This is a genomic window from Pseudoduganella sp. SL102, from assembly GCF_027856995.1.
Classification (GTDB): Bacteria; Pseudomonadota; Gammaproteobacteria; order Burkholderiales; family Burkholderiaceae_D; genus Rugamonas; species Rugamonas albidiflava.
Genome location: NZ_CP115554.1, coordinates 411,628 through 432,723, shown reverse-complemented (window position 1 = coordinate 432,723; position 21,096 = coordinate 411,628). Strand labels below are relative to the sequence as shown.

Here is a 21,096-nt window from a genome sequence, read left to right as displayed (position 1 = left end):
GGCGCCGCGCCGGAGGAGACGAGATGCAGCGCGCAGCATTGCAACAAGCGGGATGGGCCGTTGGCGCCATCGTGGCGGGCGTTGGTTGCGCCTGGCTGGTGTTTGGCACAGCGGCGCTCTGGCCGGCCTTGCTGGCCGCACTGATCGCGGTACTGGCCATCCACCTTGCCCGCCTTGCCGGCACCAGCGGCCGGGATGACGGACCACGGCGCTTCGCCGCCACCGTGGGCAACGAGATCGATGCCATCATGATCGGCGCCGCCGAAACCTCGTATTTCATCGACTCGATCAAGAAAAAGATCGGCGACGACGTCGACACGGCCGGCAGCATCGCCACCGCGACGCGCCAGAATGCCGCCACCACCGACCAGATCGCCGCCAATGCCGAACGGGCCGCCGTGGTGGCGCACCGCGTGCGCGAGGAAACAGTGGCCGGCCGTACCGAGGCGGACAACGGGCTGTCGCGCATTTCCGGCGCCAGCACGGCCGCGCGGACAGCGGCGGACACGATGGCCGCGCTGCGCCAGAAGGCAGGCCGCATCGCCGGTTTCACGGACGCGATCTCGGAGATTTCCGCACGCACCAACCTGCTGGCGCTGAATGCCGCCATCGAAGCGGCGCGCGCGGGCGAACAGGGGCGCGGCTTTGCCGTCGTGGCGGGCGAGGTGCGCCAGCTGGCGCAGCGCACCAAGGCCGCCACCGACGAGATCAGCCAGATGGTGCGCGAGATCAACGATGAAGCGGAAAAGGCCTGTGCCGGCATGACCTCGCTGGCCGATGCCGTCACGGGCGCGGCCGGCAACGTGCGCACCGTGCACGGCCTGCTGGCGGCGATCGAGCAGTCGTCCGGCAGCGCGGAGCAGGAAATCGATGAAATCGCCCGGGCGTCACGCGAACAGGTGGCGACCGCCCAGGTGATCGCCGATGCGATCGCGCGTATCCGCGACGGCATGCTGTCGACCGACCGCGACCTGCCGCGCGTGGCGGCGTCCGCGATGGCGCTGGCCGACCGCGCCGAGATCATTGCCGGCGCACTGGCCGAGGCGGATGTGCCGACGTCGCATGACGCCGTGCGCGCCGCGGCCCAGCGCGCGGCCGCCGAAGTGGGCAGGATTTTCGAGGAAGCGCTGGCCAAGGGCCAGATCACGCGCGAAGCCCTGTTCGACCGCCGCTACCAGCCGATTCCCAATACCAATCCCCCCAAGTACACCACCCGCTTCGACAGCTTCACGGACCGGGTGCTGCCGCCGCTGCAGGAAGGCTTGCTGGCCGCGATGCCGCAGCTGGCCTACGCCGGTGCCGTCGACGACGGCGGCTATTTCCCGACGCACAACAAGAAATATTCGCAGCCGCTGACCGGCAACTACGACGTGGACATCGTCAATAACCGGACCAAGCGCATCTTCACCGACCGCACCGGCAAGCGCTGCGGCAGCAATACGCGGCCTTTCCTGCTGCAGACCTACAAGCGGGATACGGGAGAAGTGATGCACGACCTGTCCGCGCCGATCTACGTGCAGGGCAAGCACTGGGGCGGGTTCCGGATCGGGTACAAGTCGGCGGAGAAGGGGTGAAGCGTTTGGCTCAAGCAGGGACAGACGCTATTGCCGTTTAGATAGTCCACCCCAGATGCAAAATCAGGGGTCAGACCCGGCGGGTCTGACCCCAGCCCTTTGCTGTTGGGGTGAATGCATGCGCTTTCAATGCATTAGCTAACGCTTAACTTAAACGGCGCCAGGGACAAGACCCTGTCTTGAAGCAATTCCTCGCGGTCAGTGCGTGTCGGCCTTCGGCAAGGTGCCGGGTGCCAGCCGCTGCGCGCCCTGCTGCATGCTTTCCAGCTGCGCGCGCAGCCATTTGTGGGCCGGGCTGCGGGCATCGCGTTCGTGCCACAGCATGTCCAGGTGCACAGCGGGCAGCGTGAACGGCAATTCCTTGTACACCAGCGCATCGGTCATGCCGGTGGACGCGATCAGGTGCTTCGGCAGCACGGTGATCAGGTCCGAGTTGGCGACCACGCGCCCGGCCGTGAAGAACTGGTTCACCGTCAGCAGGATGCGGCGTTCGCGCTGCAGCTGCGCCAGCGCTTCGTCGACCAGGCCATGCGCGCGGCCGGAGAAGCTCACCAGCAGGTGGTTCGCTTCACAGTAGTTGTCCAGGGTCAGTTCTTCCTTGGCCAGCGGGTGGTTGCGGCGCATCACGCACACATAGATCCCGGAATACAGCCGCTCGTGGCGGATCGGCGATGCCGTTTCATACGACAGCTGTGCCGCCACGCCGGGGAAGAAGCCGACGGCCAGGTCGATATCGCCACGCAGCAGCATCGGGCGCGGTTCGCGGGTGGTCAGCGGCACCATGCGCACATTGATGCCGGGCGCTTCCGCCTCGATCGAGCGCATCAGCGACGGCAGGAAGAAGGCCGCGGTGGCATCGGCCATGGCGAGGCGGAACGTGGCGTGGGCTTTCGACACATCGAACGATCCCGGCGCCACCGCCGCTTCGAGCGACGCGAGGGCACTGCGCACCGACGGCCACAGCGCTTCCGCACGCGGCGTGGGCTTCACGCCATAGGCGGTACGGATCAGCAATTCGTCCCCCAGGCTCTCGCGCAGGCGCTTGATGGCGTTCGAGACGGCCGGTTGCGTCATGGCCAGGTGGCCGGCGGCCCGGGTCAGGTTTTGCTCCGTCATCACGGCATCGAAAACACGCAGCAGGTTCAAATCGAGTGTCAGGAAGCTCATGATTCAGTCATTCAGGAAAGTGATGATTTATATTGGGAAACGAAATTGGATTGATATGTTGCGCTGCACTATAGTTACGGTAGATTCTATACGTAAACCGAGAAAAACATGTTCAATTTCGTTTCCGCAACCCAATTCTTGCCGCTGAGTGTAGGCGACGCGCTGCAGGTGTTGATGGTGTGTGCGCTGGCTGTCGGCTTCCTGGTGCTGTTCAAGCCCCTGCTGCGCGGGCTGGCGCTGGCTGCCGTGCTGGTGGTGAAGCCGAAACTGACGAAGGAACAACGCCTGCAGCGCCGCCAGATGCGCGATGCCGCCATGCTCAAGCGCATGATGAATTCGCAAAAAGCGTCTCCCAGCGAGGCGGCCGAACTGCAAGCCCTCGCTTCGCGCGCTTAATCAAAGCTAAGTATCGGCGTCCGAGCCAGGCGCTCAAGCAAAAACCCGGGACCGCGCCCTGCCGCGGTCCCGGGTTTTTTCATGGCCGGTCAGCCGCCCAGCAGTTTCGGCTTCAGGCCCGTGTCGGCCGGGTCGTTGCCGATCCAGATGCGCAGGATCGCGTTATGGAAGGCCACGTCCGGCACCGTTTCGCCGATCTTCCGGCCATTGAGCGTGCAGACCGTGCCGGTGCCGGGAATCCAGTCCACCAGCAGCACGTCGCCCTTCTTCAGGCCGGGAATGGCCGCGAACATTTCGCCGAACGTCTTGGTCTGCGGCAGCAGCCGCGTGCGTTCAGCCGCGTCCGTGTTCGCGTTCAGGCCTTTCATGAACGCATCGCCGAAGTCCTGCGAAGTCAGGTCGCGCAGGCTGACGATCTGGATGCGGCGCGGTCCCTGGGTTGCCAGGATATCGGCCACCGAGGTTTTCTTTTCCGGCAGGTACAGGCCCAGCGCGTAGACCTTGAAGATGACCTTGGTGCGCACGCCGGCACCGTTCAGCTTCAAGGGCTGGCCATTGACCGTGGCGGTGTCGTCGAACTTGACCCCCGCCACGTCCGTCGCGGCAAAGGCTGGCAAGGAGGGCAAGGCGGCGGCCAGCAGCAGCGCACAGGCGCCATGCAAGACCAGTCTGCGGGAAGGATTCATGGTGTCTCCGGATCGGTGTTGTGGAAGTGCCGTTGCACTATACCACTGCCCTGTCCGGCTCACGCACGATCATGCTTTTTCGTGGTGGCGCCGCAGCGTGCAGGCTTCTAGGCGGCCTTGGCCGCTTCCAGGCGCTCGTACTTCGCGCGCAGCTGCTCTTCCGATTCGCGCCATTCCGGGTTGAACGGAATGCACGCCACCGGGCACACCTGCTGGCACTGCGGTTCCGAGAAGTGGCCGACGCATTCGGTGCACTTGTCGGGATCGATTTCGTAAATTTCCGGACCCATGTAGATCGCTTCGTTCGGGCACTCGGGCTCGCAAACGTCGCAATTGATGCAGTCGTCGGTGATCATCAAAGCCATGGCAACACCTTTAAGCGGCCTCGTTTGCCGCGATTTTCTTGCGCAGCCAGCGATCGACGGACGGGAACACGAACTTCGACACGTCGCCGCCCAGCTGGGCGATCTCGCGCACGATGGTGCCCGAGATGAATTGGTACTGGTCCGACGGTGTCAGGAACAGCGTCTCGACATCCGGCAGCAGGTAGCGGTTCATGCCCGCCATCTGGAATTCGTATTCGAAATCGGACACGGCGCGCAGGCCGCGCACGATCACGCGGGCATCGTGCTGGCGCACGAAATCCTTCAGCAAGCCGGAAAAACTCTCCACCTTCACATTGGGATAATGGCCCAGCACTTCGTTGGCGATTTCCAGGCGTTCCTCGACGGTGAAGAACGGATGCTTGTTCTTGCTGTCGGCCACGCCGACCACCAGCGTGTCGAACAGCCCCGATGCACGGCGCACCAGGTCTTCGTGACCACGGGTCAGCGGGTCGAACGTTCCCGGATAAACGGCTACAACCATTGGGTCCCTCGTTTTTGCACGGAATAGACGCGCATTATGCCTGAAACAAGGGACGCCTTCAGCGCCGGGGCTTGTGGCTGTCTTATACCGCCCGGCGCTGCAACAGGTGGAAGTGCACCATGCCCGCCTTGTCCTGGCGCACCACGTCCCAGTTTGCCAGCCACTCCGGGCTCTCGCCTTCGTCGGATACCAGGGGCAGGCCGGATTCGGCATAGACCAGGCCGCCTTCGGAAACCAGCTTGTCGCACAGCGGCAAGGCGCGCGTCAGGAAATCTTCCTGGTACGGTGGATCGAGGAAGATCACGTCGAACCGCTGGCCCCGCTGTGCCAGCGATTGCGCCAGCGCCAGCGCATCGGCGCGCTGCACCACGATATTGGTGGCGTTCAGTTTTTCCTGGATCGCCTGGAGCTGGCGCACGATGGTCGCGTTCGCGTCCACCATCGTCACCTGCTGCGCCCCGCGGCTGGCCGCTTCGAAGCCGAGCGCGCCACTGCCGGCGAACAGGTCCAGCACGCGCAAATTGCCCCAGTCGCCCTTCAGGTGGTTGAGCCAGTTGAACACCGTCTCGCGCACCCGGTCCGGCGTCGGCCGCAATCCCTGCGCCTCGAGTACCGGCAACGGCGTGCGCTTCCAGCTGCCGCCGATGATGCGCACCTGCTTGGCGTGCTGCGGACCGTGGACGGGAACTTTGGCGGCGGGCTTTTTCTTTTGCATGGCGACGTGACGCGGAAATGAGGCGGGCACTATACCACGCCGCATTTGTTGCCAAAAAACGGGGACAGTCCCCGAATTTTAGCAACGTTTTCTGTCGCGCTTAGCCAACATTTAGTAGTGGGGAGTGCCACAAAACCACGGTTTGTGAACCGGTCACTCGCTGGCGTTGTACCCCTGGCGTACCCGCGTACTCTGGCGAATGCCCGCATTGTTAAATGTTGCCAAAATTCGGGGACTGTCCCCGTTTTTTGGCAACAGTTGACTTGCCGGTGCTGAAGTGTTCAATCGCACAAGGTCGGCAAGTCCGGGTTTTCCGCGAAGGCGAACAGCGTTTCCAGCTGCGACAGCGTGACCCGGTCGACCGACAGATGCAGTCCGGGCAGCTCATGGCGCGAGACCCAGCGCACCTCGCTTGTCTCAGGAGTGTCCGCCAGCAGCGCGCCGCCAGTGGGCCGGCACAGCACGAACGCCTTGTACACGTACCACGCCTGGGGCGGATGCGGGTGCACGCGCTTGTCCCACAGCGCCAGCAGCCGCACGGCTTCCGTGTCCAGGCCGGTTTCCTCGCGCACTTCCTTGACCGCCACCTCGAACGGCGTGCAGCCGACGTCCGCCCAGCCGCCCGGCAGCGACCAGCGCCCGCCGTCGTGCTTTTCACGCGCCATCAGCACCTGGTCGGTACCGTTGAACAGCACCGCGCGGATGTCGACCTTCGGTGTCGGATAACCGCGCTCGAGAGCGATGGCATCCCGCAGCTGGGCGACGGGCTGGCCCGTCAGGTGGCTCAGCATCTGCTGGCTCAGCGCCAGCACTTCCTGGTAGCGCTCGGCATCGAATACGTGGGGATCGTAGGCCAGCCCGGCCTGTGCGAGCGCCTGCAGGCGTTGGGCGATGCCCAGCCACATGCCGCCTTGCAACGCGGCGGCGGCGGTAGCGGGATCGGAAGACGGCAGCGAAAAATTGGTGTTCATCGGCGGCTCCAGGAAAGAATAGCGATAGCCTAGCTTTTCTTGCAGATTATTGCAATAAGTCGCAAAATACCGCAAACATGACTTGACCCGACCTGACCGACCCGACCATGCTCAAGCACGAACGTTTCCGCCGCATCCTCGACCAATTGCAACGCCACGGCCAGGTGCAGCTAGGCGAACTCAGCACAGCGCTGGACGTGTCCGAGGATACGATCCGCCGCGATATCGACGAACTGGCCCGCCAGGGCGCACTGACGCGTATCCGCGGCGGCGCGCTGCTGCCCTCGCCGATCCCGAACGCCTACCAGGCCCGCGAACAGCACGACGCGGTGGCCAAGCAGGACATTGCACGGAAGGCGCTGGCGCTGGTGGCCGAGGGGCAGCTGGTCATTCTCGATGGCGGCACCACGGCGGGATGGCTGGCGCGCCAATTGCCCGCCATGGGCAAGCTGACGGTGGCCACGCACAGCCTGCCGGCCGCGCTGGCGCTGCTCGATCACCCGGCCATCGAAGTGCGCATGGCCGGCGGCCGCGTGCACGCGCAGTACCGCGTCAACCTGGGCACGGAAACGGTGGATTTCTATCGCCAGTTGCTGGCCGATGTCTGTTTCATCGGCACCTATGGCTTGCACCCGTCGGCCGGGCTGACCGTCGCCGACGCGGAGGAAGCGGCCGTCAAGCGCGCCATCGTCAACGCATCGAAGCACGTGGTGGCACTGGTAACGCCGGAGAAACTGGGCACGGCCGCCTCGTACGTGGTGTGCGAGGCGGGCCGCATCGGTACGCTTGTCACGGCAGGATCGGTGCCGGATGCCGAACTGGCGCCTTATCGCGACCTGGGGATTCGCGTGCTGTGACGGCTCACTTGACTTCGGCGGCCAGGGTATTGAAATCGTTGATCCAGCCCTGCATGCGTTTTTGCGCGTGGGCTTTCTGCTCCGGCGTGGCGATGCCGATCACCGTGTGCACCAGGCCGATCGACGCATTGGTATTGGCTTCATAGAAGGCCTTGCGCTCGGAGTTGTCCAGGCGCGCGAAGCTTTCCCGGATCAGGCTCTGGATCTGCGCGACCGCCTGTTCGCGCGAAGGCTTTTCCTGCATGATCCGGCGCGCCAGGGCCAGCACGTTGCGCTGGCGGCGCATGCGTTCGTCGAGCCAGATGGCGTTATCGAGTGGCCGTGCATCGGAGGCCTTGCGGATGATCTCCTTTTGTTCGCGCGAGAAGCTGCCGAACCACAGTTCGAACTGCTCCATCGATTTCTTGTAGCGGAATTCGTTCTGGTCTTCGCGATCGCCCTTCATGTTCTCGCGGCGGAACTTGTCGTTATTCTTGGCGAATTTCTTTTCCATCTGCGCCAGCTGCTCGGGCTTCAGCGACAGCGCCAGGTCGGCGATGTCCGGCGCCGCCTTCAGCAACAGCGCCTGGGTGCGGGCGCGGATATCGTCATAGTCGGCGCGCAGGTCCGCCGGCGTGGGATTGCCCCGCAACTGTTGCTGGGCGCGCTGCAGCACGTGCACGTAATCCTGCAACTGGGTCTTGCGGTGCCAGCGGAACAGGTCGTTGATGTCCTTCTTGACCTGGTCGCTCTGTTCGTCATCGAAGTCGACATAGTTGTCCAGCCACCAGTACAGCAGCGTGTCGCCATTGTTATAGGCCAGTTTCAGTGAACTGCACGCCGCGACAAGCGCCAGCAGGGCAACCAGGAACCACGTACGGTAGGACGATGTCTGCATGTTAAACTTTTACATATTATTAACTTAACGAATTCAGCTTATGAACGTAGTCATTCTCGCTGCCGGCATGGGCAAGCGCATGCAATCGGCCCTGCCCAAGGTACTGCACCCGCTGGCAGGCAAGCCGTTGCTGGCGCACGTGATCGATACGGCGCGTGGCCTTGCCCCGGCTAAATTATGTGTGATTTACGGGCATGGGGGCGCCACGGTGCTGTCCGCTCTCGAGGAGCAGAAGGCGCGCGGCGGCGTTGAAATCTCCGCGGCGCTGCAAGAACCGCAACTGGGCACCGGCCATGCGGTGATGCAGGCGCTGCCCGTGCTGGATGAAGCGGTACCCACGCTGGTGCTGTATGGCGACGTGCCGCTGACCACCACTTCTTCGCTGCAGCGCCTGGTCGATGCGGCCGGTGCCGACAAGCTGGGCATCCTCACCGTGGTGCAGGAAAATCCGTTCGGCCTGGGGCGCATCGTTCGCGAGGATAATCGCATCGTGCGCATCGTCGAAGAAAAGGATGCAACGGAAGAAGAGCGCGCCATCAAGGAAATCAATTCCGGCATCATGTGCATCCCCACCGGCCACCTGAAAAAATGGCTGGCGTCGCTGGAAAACAAGAATGCGCAAGGCGAGTACTACCTGACGGACATCGTGGCCCGTGCCGTGGCCGATGGCGTCGAGGTCGTGTCCGCGCATCCGTCCGCGGAATGGGAAGTACTGGGCGTGAACAGCAAGGTGCAGCTGGCGGAGCTGGAACGGATCCACCAGAACAACCTGGCGCGCACCCTGCTGGAAAAAGGCGTGACGGTGCTGGACCCGGCCCGCATCGATATCCGCGGCGAACTGGTCTGCGGCCGCGATGTGACGATCGATGTCGGTTGCGTCTTCGAAGGCAAGGTCACGCTGGCCGATGGCGTGACGGTCGGCGCACACAGCGTGATCGTCGACGCGACGATCGAGGCAGGCGCGCAGATCAAGCCTTTCTGCCACATCGAGGGCGCCACCGTCGGCCCGAAATCGCTGATCGGGCCTTATGCGCGGCTGCGTCCGGGCACCACGCTGGGCGAGGATGTCCACGTCGGCAACTTCGTTGAAATCAAGAACAGCCAGGTCGCCGCGCACAGCAAGGCCAACCACCTGGCCTACGTGGGCGACTCGGAAGTGGGCTCGCGGGTCAACATCGGTGCCGGCGTCATCACCTGCAATTACGACGGCGCCAACAAGTTCCGCACCATCATCGAGGACAACGCCTTCATCGGCAGCGACAGCCAGCTGGTGGCCCCGGTAACGGTGGGCGCCGGCGCCACGATCGGTGCCGGCACCACGCTGACGAAAAACGCCCCGGCCGGCATGCTGACGATTTCCCGTCCGAAGCAGGTCACGATCGAAGGCTGGCAGCGCCCGGTCAAGGCCAAGAAGTAAGCAAGGGGGAGGTAGCGGCAGCCAGGCAGCAGCCCGGCAAGCCGCCAAGCAAGCAACTCCAGGCAAGCAACTCCAGGCAAGCAACTCTACGCAAGCAGCAGTTGCGCCCTGCGCTCTTCCGCGAACCGCACCAGGTCGGGGAAGAAGCGCTCGAAGCCTGCCGCGATGGCGTCGCGGTGCCGCACCAGGTCCTGCACGCCGTCGCGCAGCAATTCGCCATTGCGGCTCAGGCGGCGCGATACCCGCGCGATCGTCCCTTCCACGCCATCGAACGTGGCGTACCCCCCCAGCCAGTCTTGCCGCACCAGGTAGGGCAGCATCTCGCGCAGCCGCGGCGGCAGCATCGGCTCGTGCGCCGCCAGCGCGTCATAGAAGCGGGCGATCAGCGCCGCGCGCGGCACGTCGCACCACTGGTGCCAGTGCCGGCTCAATTCATGGTCGTAGAACACATCGAGCACGATGCCCGCATAGCGGCGCCGGCCCTCGCCGAACAATTCCTTCGATGCCAGCACGGCCGGATGGCTGTCCGTATAGCTGTCGATATGACGGTGCAGCGTGATTTCGCGCGCGATCTCGGGCGGGTACGCCGCGATATCGTTCGCCTTGACGAAGTCGCCCAGCATCGCGCCGACCATCGCCGCATCGGAGTGCCGGGCCAGGTACACGTGGGCCAGGTAATTCATGCGCCATTCTAGCCGCTGCCGACCGGCCCTGCTGTGGACAAGCGTGTGCACAAGCCCGGGTAAAACCAGTGGGTAGCCAGTGTGCAATGTCGTACGCGGGCTGGGATCGCCGGTAAACATGCTATCGATGCCCGTATGGGGATAAGGTTGTGGGCAAGCCTGCGCAAAAGGCCGGGATAAGCCGTGGATAGCCCTGTATGGCTTGTAAACCGGTGTTTTTGATGTGGCGGCAGCGCTGGATAAGTTTGTGGAAAAGCCCTGGGAAAACATGTGGGCAGGTGGTTTTCAAGCGTTCCCGCACGCTGACTTGCCTGCTCATTTGGCACGACGAGCGCCTGCCAGGTCGCCAGGGTGGAGGTGGCGGCTTGGTCTCCGGGCGTCGGTGAATAACCACCCCATTTACTCACAGCCGAAAATTCCTGGGGGCCATGCCCGGCATATGGGTGCACGCGGCGGCAGCAATGCCGCGCCCCATGGCCTGGCAGCCAGGGACCGGTGCACACGGCTGTGGGAAACTTTGTGGAAAACCTTGTGATCAAGCCGGTATAAGGGCCTGCATAACCCTGTATAAGCTGGAGATAAACGGGGGATCGGCAGTGGAAAAGCCGGTGGACAAGCCCATGCACATCCTGTGGATGGCGGTGGATAACAACCGATCAGCCGGCCCGTCAAACGGCGATGCGTGTCTCGAATTTGCTGCGGAACGTGGAGAAATACGCCTTCACGTTGCGCACATTGGCATGGCTCGTGAACAGGCGATGGGCCAGCGCGTGATAAGCCGGCATGTCGCCGACCTGCACGACCAGCACGAAATCGGGGCCGGGCGACACCCGGTAGCACTGCAGTACCGCCGCTTCCTGCGCCACCAGCACCTCGAACTCGGCCATCCTGTCCGCCGCCTGCACATCCAGCGTGACTTCGGCGATGGCCGTCAAGCGCGAGCCCACCTTGTCGGGTGCCACGATGGCCACCTGGCGCTCGATGATGCCGGCATCGCGCAGCGCCTTGACGCGGCGCAGGCAGGTCGGGGCGGACACATGCACGACCTGCGCCAGTTCCGCATTGGTGATAGCGGCGTCTTCCTGCAATGCATTCAGGATGCGGCGGTCCAGCTCATCCAGTGAAATCTCCATGTCTTCCTTTCTGCGTTGGCGCCACAAGCGCGACAAAGAAATATATGAAAAAAATTCGATTACTATCGCAATAAAATTTCATTACCAAGTAATGACAAAATATTGTTTCATATATTGCCGCAATAAGTAAGCATATTTCCATCCTAGTGAACTACCATTGTCGACATATCAACATTCACTGTAGAGGTCACCATGTGCGGCATCGTCGGCGCGGTAGCGCAACGTAATATCACCCCGATCCTGATCGAAGGCCTGAAGCGCCTGGAATACCGTGGCTACGATTCCTGCGGCGTCGCGCTCCACACGGATGGCCGCCTGCAGCGTTCGCGCAGCACGTCGCGCGTGGCGGAACTGGAAAAGCAGATGCAGGAAGTCGGCCTGCAAGGTTTCACCGGTATCGCCCACACCCGCTGGGCCACGCACGGCGCGCCAGCCTCGCACAATGCCCACCCGCACTTCTCGCCCAATTCCGATAACGCCCGCATTGCGCTGGTCCACAACGGCATCATCGAAAACCACGACGAACTGCGCGCCGAGCTGACGGCGCTGGGCTACGTGTTCCAGAGCCAGACCGACACCGAAGTGATCGCCCACCTGGTCGACCACTTGTACACCGGCGACCTGTTCGAGACCGTGCAGCAGGCCGTCAAGCGCCTGCATGGCGCCTATGCGATCGCCGTGTTCTCCCGCGAAGAACCGCACCGCGTGGTGGCTGCGCGCCAGGGCTCGCCGCTGATCGTCGGCCTGGGCAAGGGCGAGAACTTCGTCGCATCGGACGCAATGGCGCTGGCCGGCACCACCGACCAGATCATCTACCTGGAAGAAGGCGACGTGGTCGACCTGCAACTGGGCCGTGCCTGGATCGTCGACGTGAACGGCAAGCAGGTGGAGCGTGAAGTGAAAACCGTGCACGCGCACACCGGCGCCGCGGAACTGGGCCCGTACCGCCACTACATGCAGAAGGAAATCTTCGAGCAGCCGCGCGTGGTGGGCGATACGCTGGAAGGCGTGACCGGCATCATGCCCGAGCTGTTCGGCGACGGCGCCCACAAGGTCTTCAAGGAAATCGACCGCGTGCTGATCCTGGCCTGCGGCACCAGCTACTACTCGGGCCTGACGGCCAAGTACTGGATCGAATCGATCGCCAAGGTACCAGTCAGCGTGGAAATCGCCAGCGAATACCGCTACCGCGACAGCGTGCCGAATCCGTCCACGCTGGTGGTGACGATTTCCCAGTCCGGCGAAACGGCCGACACGATCGCCGCGCTGAAGCATGCCCGCTCGCTGGGCATGGAAAACACGCTGACGATCTGCAACGTGGCTACCAGCGCGATGGTGCGCGAGTGCAAGCTGGCATACATCACCCGCGCCGGCGTCGAAGTGGGCGTGGCGTCCACCAAGGCCTTCACCACGCAGCTGTCCGCGCTGTTCCTGCTGACGCTGTCGCTGGCGCAAGTCAATGGCCGCCTTACCGACGAAGAAGAAGCCGCGCACCTGAAGGACATGCGCCACCTGCCTTCGGCGATCTCCGCCGTGCTGGCGCTGGAACCGCAGATCATCGCCTGGGCCGAGGATTTCGCCCGCAAGGAAAACGCGCTGTTCCTGGGCCGCGGCATGCACTACCCGATCGCCCTGGAAGGTGCACTGAAGCTGAAGGAAATCTCGTACATCCACGCCGAAGCCTACCCGGCCGGTGAACTGAAGCACGGCCCGCTGGCGCTGGTGACGGAAGAAATGCCGGTGGTGACGATCGCCCCGAACGATGCGCTGATCGAGAAGCTGAAATCGAACATGCAGGAAGTGCGCGCCCGCGGCGGCCAGCTGTACGTGTTCGCCGACGTCGATTCGCGCATCACCTCCGGCGAAGGCGTGCACGTGATCCGCATGCCGGAACACTACGGCTGCCTGTCGCCGATCCTGCACGTGGTGTCGCTGCAGCTGCTGGCGTATCACACCGCGCTGGCACGGGGCACCGATGTGGACAAGCCGCGTAACCTGGCGAAATCGGTGACGGTGGAGTAAGGGCGGTTTTCCGCTGTGTCTAGCGCGAATACAGTTGGTCGGGGCGGAATTACGCTGGTCGGAGCGGGCCCTGCCAGCCACCAGCCCAAGGGTGGCGGCAACAGGGATGCCCATATACAGTGCACGCTGCGACTGGCCGCTTCCGGCTGCGGAAGCGGCCGTTACTCCGACCAACTGATTGTTTGCGGATCGGGACACGGCCAGCCTGCAGCACCCCTCCGATCCCGCCACCGCCACCTCCCCCTGCCGCGCGTGCTAACATCGCCGCACCAAGGTCCGGCAATGCGGGCCACCGTCGGGCTGGTTCCTTCGTTGAAGAGGAGCATGTCATGCTGGCACTGGAACAGAAAAAATCATCTGGCGGCCGTACCGGCGGCCCTCTCGTACAGCGCCACGCGGCCCCTGCACCTGTCACTCAACCTGAACGCATCCCGGCGCCACCGCATTCGTGTGCATGCGGCGGTTCGTGTCCCCGCTGCCAGGCCAGATCCAGCCTTGCCATCGGTGTCGTGGGTGCGCAACGGCCAGCCGGCGCGGCGCCCGTTCATGTATTTCGTCAACCGCGCAGCGCCACGTCGCCCAAGCCCATGGCACCGCATGGCCGCCCTTCATCCGGAACGGTTGCGCCGGGCCATGCCGACGCCGCTGCCGGCGTCGCCAGCGTGCTGCGCGCGCCGGGCCAGTCGCTGGACACCGCCACGCGGGCCCGCATGGAGGCAGGCTTTGGCCATGACTTCGGCCATGTCCGGGTGCATACGGATCGCCACGCGGCGGAATCGGCCCGGGCCGTTTCCGCCCACGCCTACACGGTTGGCCGGAATATCGTCTTCGACGCAGGCCAGTTTGCGCCGGGTACCGCGCACGGCGCCCGCCTGCTGGCGCACGAATTGACGCATGTGGTTCAGCAGGCCGGCGCAGGCCCCACGCCGGGGAACATCATGCTCGGCCGCGCCGGGGACCAGGCAGAGCACGAAGCCGACCGGGTGACAGCGCAACTGATGCCTGCCCCGGCTTCAGCGGTCCTGGGTGCCGGGGCAGTCCGCGATATCGTGTCGCGGGATGCACACCCGGTGCTGCGCCGCTGGAAAATCGACGGCAACACGGCCACGTCGGATAGCGACACCGATACCCTGGGTGGCCTGGCGAAAAAGGCCGGCGCCCATTTCAACGACTGGAAATGCATTCGGCCGGTCAGCATGCGTGCGGCGACCCTGCCCGCGCCACCGGCCAATTTCAACGCGCGATATGAGCTCTACATCAACACGGGCGACCAGTTCGATATCTCGAACCTGACTGCGACCACGGGTTCAACGTTAAGCATCCATCTGTTCGACGCCACTGCCGAGCCTAACCATGCAAACCTTGCTGCACTGTTTTATCCGGGCAGCGTGTCGAGCACCGAGCCCGATGTGGATCTCGAACTTACTTCCAACGGCGGGGCTTCCCCAATCGCCGACATGGTAATTTTCGGACACGCCGGGGGCGGCTCGATGTGGGGTGGTGCCGGCAATTTTGCGCCGGCGGGATTCAATCCTGAAGAACCGCCGCCAACTTACCCGCTGGCGAACGCCGGCCTGTTTCCCCGACGTTGCTGGTTCACCCGCAACGCAGCGGTCCGCTCGGTTGGCTGCGACTCGCAGGCGTGGGGAACGGATTTCGCATCCCACTATTTGCGGACAGACGCAAACGTGACCACGACAACAAAATCGGTTCGCCCCAAATGCAGCGCGCCGTTGTTTGTCAACGGAACTTGCCAGTCATTCGACGGCCTCGATTTTGCCAGCTCATCCCAGATCGGTGCACCGATGCTCGATGGTCCTTTCTGGACGGTAGCCGAGTTCCATGCGGGCAAATTCTGGACGACCATCAAAGGAGCGTTGTGATTGCAGACTTTCGGGTTTGCACGCCGAGCCACTCCTTCGGCATTGTTGCTGGGTGACACGACAGTAACGACGCCAAGCAGCGCCCTCCTCGATCCGCGCCGCGCCACGGACTGGCCTCGCCAATGGGCGACTACGCCGTCAAAAGTCGCCCATCGCGAAAACCATCATTCACTTGGCCTCTGCTATCCAGCGCTCCACCTTACGCTCCAGCACGGCAAGAGGAAGCGAACCGTCGCCGATCACGACGGCGTGAAAGGCCGGCAGCGAGAAGCGCTTGCCGAAGGCTTCCTCGGCACGCTTGCGCAACGCCTGGATCTTCAGTGAACCAACCTTGTAGCCGAGCGCCTGCCCGGGCAACGCCATGTAGCGTTCGATGGCGCTCTTGGCAACCTGGTCCGTGTAACCGTTCACTTCCTTCAGGTAGCCGATCGCCCGTTCGCGGCTCCAGCCTTTCGCGTGCAAACCCGTGTCCACCACGAGGCGCGCCGCGCGCAGCAGCTCACTGTTGAGGTGACCGAAATACTGGTCGGGTTCTTCGTACAGGCCCATCTCGCTGCCCAGGGTCTCCGCGTAGAGTGCCCAGCCTTCCGCAAAGGCATTATTGCCGCCGAAGCGGCGGAAGTCCGGCAAGGGTGTTTCCACCTGAAGGGCGACCTGGAAGTGGTGACCAGGCCTGCCCTCGTGCAGGTACAGGCTGGTCATCTTGGTGCGGTCGTATTCCTTCGCGTCATTCACGACAGACCAGAAAATGCCCGGACGTTTTCCGTCGGTGCTCGGTCCCGTGTAATGATCGGACGCTGTTGCCCGCGTCAGTTCGGGCTCCAGGCGCTGCTCCAGTGGCGACTTCGGCACCAGCGTGAACAAGGCGGGCAATTTCGATGCGACGGCCACGTCGAGCTTGCGATATACCTCGAGGATTTCCTGGTCATCCTTGAACGGCCTGTATCGGGACTGGCCCGCTACCCATTTCGGTAGTTCGGCAGCTGGTCCCTGGTAACCCATCTTCGGACCCACCACGGCGAACTGCTGCTGGATGCGCGCCACCTCGGCCAGTCCCATCGCATGGATCTCGTCCGGCGTCAGGCGGGTCGTGGTGGCATAAACGATATTCTGCTGGTACCACTTTGCGCCATTCGGCAGGTCGGAGAGGCCGGATGTGGAGCGCCCTGCCGGCAGGTATTCCTTCTCCATGAAAGCTGCCAGCCTGGCGAGTGCCGGCTGGAGCCGGTTGGTGATCTCGCTTTGGTACGCTTTCGTGATCCTGGCTTTCTCGGCCGCCGAAAAGTTATCCGGCAGGTTCTTGATGCCGGCATAGAACGGATTCTTTTCGATGTCGGTCGTGGCAAGGTCGCGGTACTGCGGCAGTGTCGAGACGATCAACGGCTTCGGCAGGACGACACCGGCCTCGATTCCTGCGCGCATATTGGCGATGGCCTGGTCGATCCATGGCGTGAGCTGGACCAGCCGACGCAACAAATTGTCGTAGTGCTTCGGTGTCGCCAACGGAAGCGCGCCTTTCCCATCCGCCACCATGGCGAGTTCCATCGGAATCGCGCCCATCTGGTTGATCGGCATCAGGTGATCCGGAAACGACGCCATGTCCAGCACCGTCTGGATTTCGTAGGCCATGATGTCGTGGCTGATCCGGTCGGCTGCGCTGAGCTGGGAGGGTGCGATCGCCTTGAGCCGCGTGGCAAATCCGCGATAGGCGGCATGTCGCCGGGCTCGCTCGGCAGGCGCGATGCTCAGTCCAAGCTCGTCATCGAAACGGTTATCCCCTGCATAGGTGGCATAGAGCGGTTCGAACCGGCCGTTGAACTGGTAATAATCGGCGGCCAGCTCCGCCATGCGTTGCGTCGCCGTCGCGCTCTTTGCTGATTGCGCAGCCTGTGCTGCCGATGTCGGGCTGGCGCCGAGCAGTGGCGTCGCACTGAAGGCCAGGAAAGCGGTTGCGGTGATCAGGCCGAGGCGTTTTATCGAAGTCATGGTGGTTTTTGGCCGTGGTAACAATGGGATGCATCGCTGGAGGATGTCCAGGTATCAATCGATGTCGACGTGACTATCGAACCATTACAAACCAACAAGTTTGCTTCGTCCATTGGTTTTCAGGAATTTGATCTACCAGCGCGCCCCTGTCGCGGTGCGGCAACAGGGGCCTGCCCTTCACCCAATGCGCCCAAGCCGGTCCATCGCGCCAGAAAACGCTATCGCATCCATAGTGATATTTAGCTAGCTATTTGATCGTGCGCGATGTAAAGTACGTTCACTGGTCTTCCGCCGAACCCGGCAAGCGTCAAATAAGTAGCGCACTATGTAGTTGTTGGCTACTTAAATGGCGAGGAGACGAACTCACACCAATCATTCAAGGAGCCTCACCATGAAAACCATCGCCACCGTCATTGCTACCATCGCCTTGTCCGCTTCCGCCGCCGTGGCGGCCCATGAAGGCGCCAGCATTACCCGTGTCGAGATCGTCGCAGAGCGCACTGCCGCCGCCGGCTACGCGACTCATGGCGAACAGTACGCAGGAAACACGTTCGAGACGGTCTCCACCAAGACACGCGAACAGGTGAAAGCGGAGGTGCTGATCGCCCGGCAGCGTGGCGAGCTGGTCCACGGGGAACAGTATCCGGCGCAGCCGGTCGACACTGGCGCGCAAGGCAAGACCCGCGCCGAGGTGCGTGCCGAACTGGTTGCCTACCGCGCCGCGAATCCTGATTCGTACAGTGTCTTCAATTGACCAGCCGGCGCCGCGGTGAGCGGCGCCTGTCCTGGCAACAATGGCCGCCGCGAACGCGGGCTTCATTTGAGCGGGCGGCGAACAAGCGCCCCGAAGCACGACATCGAACGAAAAAAAGCCGGCAAGCGCCGGCTTTTTCGTTCACGCCGTGGGGCGATCAGGTACCGATACGGCCGCCGTCGTTCTTCGTGATGACGATGGTTGCCGAACGGGGACGCTTGCCCGGGCCGTAGCCGGCATTGCTCGGCCACTGGCTGGTGTACTTGGTCGGATCGGCGATATTGGCCAGCGACGTGCTTTCGCCCGGGTGCTGGATGTTGACGAACAGCGCCTTGCCATCCGGGGTTTCCGTGATGCCGGTGATTTCCGAACCCACCGGGCCGACCAGGAAGCGCTTCAGCGTGTCCGGAGTCGCCTTCTTGCCCACGAAGGTATCCACGGCCAGCTTGCTGCCGTCGGCCTTGTCGTAGGTCAGCGTGGTCTTGGCGCCGTCGCCCACCTGGCCCGGCAGGGCGGCCAGCATCATGCAGTTCGTCACGTCGGTGTAGGCGCCATCGTCGGTCTGGATCCAGCAGATGCCGGTGCTCTTCAGGAACGCCAAGCCGTCCGGGCTGGAGAAGTCCTGGTCGGCGGTCAGCGACGACAGGTTGATCTTCGTCGCATCCGCGCCACTCTCGGCGCCGAACAGGTACACATCCCACTGGAAGGTGGTGGCCGCGCCGGCGCCGGTGCCTTCCTTGAAGCGGATGATGTGGCCGTTCGGATTGCCGTTCTGCGCGCTGCTGCCCTTCATGTCGGTGTAGGCGCGCGGGTTGGCCGCATCCGGTGCCAGCTGCGACGAGCCGCTCGGATTGACGTTGCGGTTCGAGTTGTTCGTCAGCGTGTAGTAGATCTCGCCGTTGGCCGGGTTGACCGAGCACCATTCCGGGCGGTCCATCCTGGTTGCGCCCACCGCATCGGCCGCCAGGCGCGCGTTGACCACCACGTCGGCCAGGTCGGCGAACTGGTAGGCGGCATACGCCTTGATCTGCGGATTGTCCATCGACAGTTCGATCCACTGGCCGGTACCGTCGGCGTTCAGCTTGGCGACATACAGCTTGCCCGAATCGAGATACTTGTCGCCGGTGGCGATGCGGTCCGTCGGGGTGGCGTCGGCGGCGGCCCAGGCGGCGGCCGAGACGAACTTGTAGATGTATTCGTTGCGCGAATCGTCGCCCATGTAGACGGCCAGCGGCTGGCCGGCGGTGGCGATGCCGAACGCGGCGCTTTCATGCGCGAAGCGGCCCAGCGCGCTGCGCTTCTTGGCCGGCTTGGTCTTGTCGTAGGCATCGACTTCGATGATGTAGCCCTGGCCGTTCATCTCGTTGCGGTAGTCGTCGCTGCCGTTGGCCGAAGCGCCCTTCTTGCTGATGTCCCAGCGCTGGTACTTGTCGTCCGTGCCGGCGGTTTCCCAGCCGTGGCGCGACGTGGCGCCCTGGTTGCGGCCATAGCGGCGCAGCGAAGCCACGCTCTTGGCGTCGCGGGCGGCATCGTCGGTGGCCGAGCGCGCGAAGTAGCCGGACCAGTTCTCTTCGCCCGACAGGTAGGTGCCCCACGGCGTGCGGCCGTTGCCGCAGTTGTTCAGGGTGCCGCGCGTGCGCGTGCCATCCGGCGAGTACTTGGTGACCAGCAGCGCGCTGCCGCGTGCCGGGCCGCCGATTTCCACGTCCGTCAGCGGCGTGATGCGGCGGTTGAACGTGGAATCGTTGACCGTGGCCCAGGTGGTGCCGGTCTTCTTCACTTCCACCACGCTGATGCCGTGGACGGCGACTTCCTTGTCCACTTCGGCGGCAGGGCGCGGCAGGCTGGTGGTGCCGCCGTTCGCGTGCAGGAAGTGGGACGACAGTTTTTCATCGGTGGTCGCCTCGTGGTTCATGGCGAGCACGCCGCGATCCGACGCCGTGGTCGATGGCGTGCCGGTGGCGGACAGCGCGAAGAATTCCATGCCGTCGTGGTGGTCGCCGGCGCGGTTGTCGAAATCGGTATCGGTGCCGTCGTTCTTGTAGGCCGGGGTGCTGGCGCGGAGCGGATCGCCCAGCGCGTACAGCACGGTGGCGGTATAACCGGCCGGCACGCTGACGCTGTCCGCCAGGCTCTTCGGCACGGCGGCAAAGCCCAGCAGTTTTTCAGCCGGCGCCGGGGCTGGCGGCGTCGGGCTGGTGGTGGGCGGCATCACCGGATCGTCGTCCGAACCGCCGCAGCCGGCCAGGCCCATGCCACCGAGGACCGCGGTGGCTGCCGTGGCAAACCCGCCGCGCAGCATGTTGCGCCGGCTCAGGCGTGCGCTGAGCACGGCGTTGAAGTGATTCGACGAAGTGCTGTCGGTGTCGTCCGCCGCGATCACTGCGGGCGTCAAGTCGTTCGGCTTGTTCATTGCTGGGTCCTATGCCTGGTGGGTTGCAAAACGACAAGATTTTAATGTCGATAAATGACCCTCTCGTGACCGCTTGATGACCGAATGATGACAGCGCGGCGAACAGTTGCCGGTGGTGGTCCGATCTAGCCGGCAGCCGTGCCGGTACCTTGGCCAGGCAGCACCGATACCCGCGCAAAGCGCAGATTTTCCAGCGTCCGGATGCGGCGTTTCAACGGCCACCAGTCGTAGAGGAAGATCTGCACGGGCCGCCACATGGCCACCCAGCCGATGATGGTCAGGCTTTCCCGTGCAATCTTCGCGGCGTGTCCGGGGAATGCACCAGAGATCAGCTCGCCAGCGGTGAGGCAGGCCGCGACGAAGACAAGGCCGATCGCCAGGCTGGCGCGGCCCTGGCTCAGCAATTGGCCCAGTTCTCCGCGCACCAGTTCGATCTTGTAGCCGTAGTGATTGTGGATGGCATCGGCCAGCAATTCGCCTGCTTCCGCGGCCGAGACAGGCTGCTCGACATGGATGACAAGTTGCAGGCGGCTGTCGAACGGCAGGGGCAACGCCCAGTTCTCGATATAGGCCTCGCAAGAGCGATCCAGGTCGCGATTGAGGAAGGGGGTGGGATCCAGTGAATTGAACAGTTGCGACAGTTCGCGTACGCGCAATTCGAGGGTATGCGTGGGATGTTGGCCGATGTGCATGGC

General features: G+C 63.6%; 19 protein-coding genes. 7 read left to right on the top strand and 12 right to left on the bottom strand.

The features are described from left to right. Positions 1-23: 23 nt before the first annotated feature. The gene (locus tag OU994_RS01875; protein WP_281609405.1) at positions 24-1,574 is read left to right on the top strand and encodes a methyl-accepting chemotaxis protein; all 1,551 of its coding nucleotides are present in this window, start codon (positions 24-26) and stop codon (positions 1,572-1,574) included. Between the two features lie 198 nt (positions 1,575-1,772). Here the strand turns inward: OU994_RS01875 and OU994_RS01870 are convergent, their stop codons facing one another. Continuing rightward, positions 1,773-2,741, bottom strand: coding sequence for a LysR family transcriptional regulator (locus OU994_RS01870; RefSeq protein ID WP_131148419.1), 969 nt, complete (start codon positions 2,739-2,741; stop codon positions 1,773-1,775). 108 nt (positions 2,742-2,849) lie between these two features. On the opposite strand from OU994_RS01870, the gene OU994_RS01865 reads away from it, so the two are divergent. Further along, entirely contained in the window at positions 2,850-3,137 is a 288-nt protein-coding gene (locus tag OU994_RS01865) for a hypothetical protein (RefSeq protein ID WP_131148420.1), read from the top strand. Between the two features lie 89 nt (positions 3,138-3,226). Here the strand turns inward: OU994_RS01865 and OU994_RS01860 are convergent, their stop codons facing one another. The 5 genes from OU994_RS01860 to OU994_RS01840 all read right to left on the bottom strand — a co-directional run bounded on the left by OU994_RS01860 (position 3,227) and on the right by OU994_RS01840 (position 6,376). Next, positions 3,227-3,823, bottom strand: a complete 597-nt coding sequence (locus tag OU994_RS01860; protein ID WP_281609404.1) for a chalcone isomerase family protein — start codon at positions 3,821-3,823, stop codon at positions 3,227-3,229. A gap of 107 nt (positions 3,824-3,930) precedes the next feature. Then, a complete protein-coding gene (locus OU994_RS01855; protein ID WP_131148422.1) occupies positions 3,931-4,188 on the bottom strand; it encodes a YfhL family 4Fe-4S dicluster ferredoxin in 258 nt (85 codons plus the stop codon). A gap of 10 nt (positions 4,189-4,198) precedes the next feature. Beyond that, a complete protein-coding gene (coaD, locus tag OU994_RS01850) occupies positions 4,199-4,690 on the bottom strand; it encodes a pantetheine-phosphate adenylyltransferase (protein ID WP_130186883.1) in 492 nt (163 codons plus the stop codon). An 82-nt stretch (positions 4,691-4,772) separates the two neighbouring features. Then, positions 4,773-5,405: a 16S rRNA (guanine(966)-N(2))-methyltransferase RsmD gene (rsmD, locus tag OU994_RS01845; RefSeq protein ID WP_174800437.1), complete on the bottom strand. Its 633-nt coding sequence runs from the start codon at positions 5,403-5,405 to the stop codon at positions 4,773-4,775. Positions 5,406-5,686: 281 nt separating this feature from the next. After that, entirely contained in the window at positions 5,687-6,376 is a 690-nt protein-coding gene (locus OU994_RS01840) for an NUDIX hydrolase N-terminal domain-containing protein (RefSeq protein WP_281609403.1), read from the bottom strand. A 107-nt stretch (positions 6,377-6,483) separates the two neighbouring features. On the opposite strand from OU994_RS01840, the gene OU994_RS01835 reads away from it, so the two are divergent. Continuing rightward, complete coding sequence (locus OU994_RS01835) at positions 6,484-7,233, top strand: DeoR/GlpR family DNA-binding transcription regulator (protein WP_281609402.1); 750 nt, start codon at positions 6,484-6,486, stop codon at positions 7,231-7,233. 4 nt (positions 7,234-7,237) lie between these two features. On the opposite strand, the gene OU994_RS01830 is transcribed toward OU994_RS01835, so the two are convergent. Beyond that, positions 7,238-8,110, bottom strand: coding sequence for a DUF6279 family lipoprotein (locus OU994_RS01830; RefSeq protein ID WP_131148425.1), 873 nt, complete (start codon positions 8,108-8,110; stop codon positions 7,238-7,240). 40 nt (positions 8,111-8,150) lie between these two features. Between OU994_RS01830 and glmU the strand changes: the two genes are divergently transcribed. Then, entirely contained in the window at positions 8,151-9,527 is a 1,377-nt protein-coding gene (gene glmU, locus OU994_RS01825) for a bifunctional UDP-N-acetylglucosamine diphosphorylase/glucosamine-1-phosphate N-acetyltransferase GlmU (RefSeq protein WP_281609401.1), read from the top strand. A gap of 86 nt (positions 9,528-9,613) precedes the next feature. Here the strand turns inward: glmU and OU994_RS01820 are convergent, their stop codons facing one another. Continuing rightward, positions 9,614-10,210, bottom strand: a complete 597-nt coding sequence (locus tag OU994_RS01820) for an ACP phosphodiesterase (RefSeq protein WP_281609400.1) — start codon at positions 10,208-10,210, stop codon at positions 9,614-9,616. 668 nt (positions 10,211-10,878) lie between these two features. Next, a complete protein-coding gene (locus OU994_RS01815) occupies positions 10,879-11,343 on the bottom strand; it encodes an Lrp/AsnC family transcriptional regulator (RefSeq protein WP_281609399.1) in 465 nt (154 codons plus the stop codon). 192 nt (positions 11,344-11,535) lie between these two features. On the opposite strand from OU994_RS01815, the gene glmS reads away from it, so the two are divergent. Together glmS and OU994_RS01805 are read left to right on the top strand one after the other, a co-directional pair. Then, positions 11,536-13,365, top strand: coding sequence for a glutamine--fructose-6-phosphate transaminase (isomerizing) (gene glmS, locus OU994_RS01810; protein ID WP_131148429.1), 1,830 nt, complete (start codon positions 11,536-11,538; stop codon positions 13,363-13,365). A gap of 329 nt (positions 13,366-13,694) precedes the next feature. Then, positions 13,695-15,248, top strand: coding sequence for a DUF4157 domain-containing protein (locus tag OU994_RS01805; RefSeq protein WP_281609398.1), 1,554 nt, complete (start codon positions 13,695-13,697; stop codon positions 15,246-15,248). Between the two features lie 168 nt (positions 15,249-15,416). On the opposite strand, the gene OU994_RS01800 is transcribed toward OU994_RS01805, so the two are convergent. Then, positions 15,417-17,234, bottom strand: coding sequence for a DUF885 family protein (locus OU994_RS01800; RefSeq protein WP_281609397.1), 1,818 nt, complete (start codon positions 17,232-17,234; stop codon positions 15,417-15,419). Positions 17,235-17,625: 391 nt separating this feature from the next. On the opposite strand from OU994_RS01800, the gene OU994_RS01795 reads away from it, so the two are divergent. Further along, positions 17,626-17,988, top strand: a complete 363-nt coding sequence (locus OU994_RS01795; protein WP_281609396.1) for a hypothetical protein — start codon at positions 17,626-17,628, stop codon at positions 17,986-17,988. Positions 17,989-18,145: 157 nt separating this feature from the next. Here OU994_RS01795 and OU994_RS01790 read toward each other — a convergent pair whose 3' ends face one another. Together OU994_RS01790 and OU994_RS01785 are read right to left on the bottom strand one after the other, a co-directional pair. Further along, complete coding sequence (locus OU994_RS01790; RefSeq protein ID WP_281609395.1) at positions 18,146-20,401, bottom strand: PhoX family phosphatase; 2,256 nt, start codon at positions 20,399-20,401, stop codon at positions 18,146-18,148. Positions 20,402-20,526: 125 nt separating this feature from the next. After that, on the bottom strand, positions 20,527-21,093 hold the full coding sequence (locus tag OU994_RS01785; RefSeq protein ID WP_281609394.1) for a hypothetical protein: 567 nt from the start codon (positions 21,091-21,093) through the stop codon (positions 20,527-20,529). Positions 21,094-21,096: the final 3 nt, after the last annotated feature.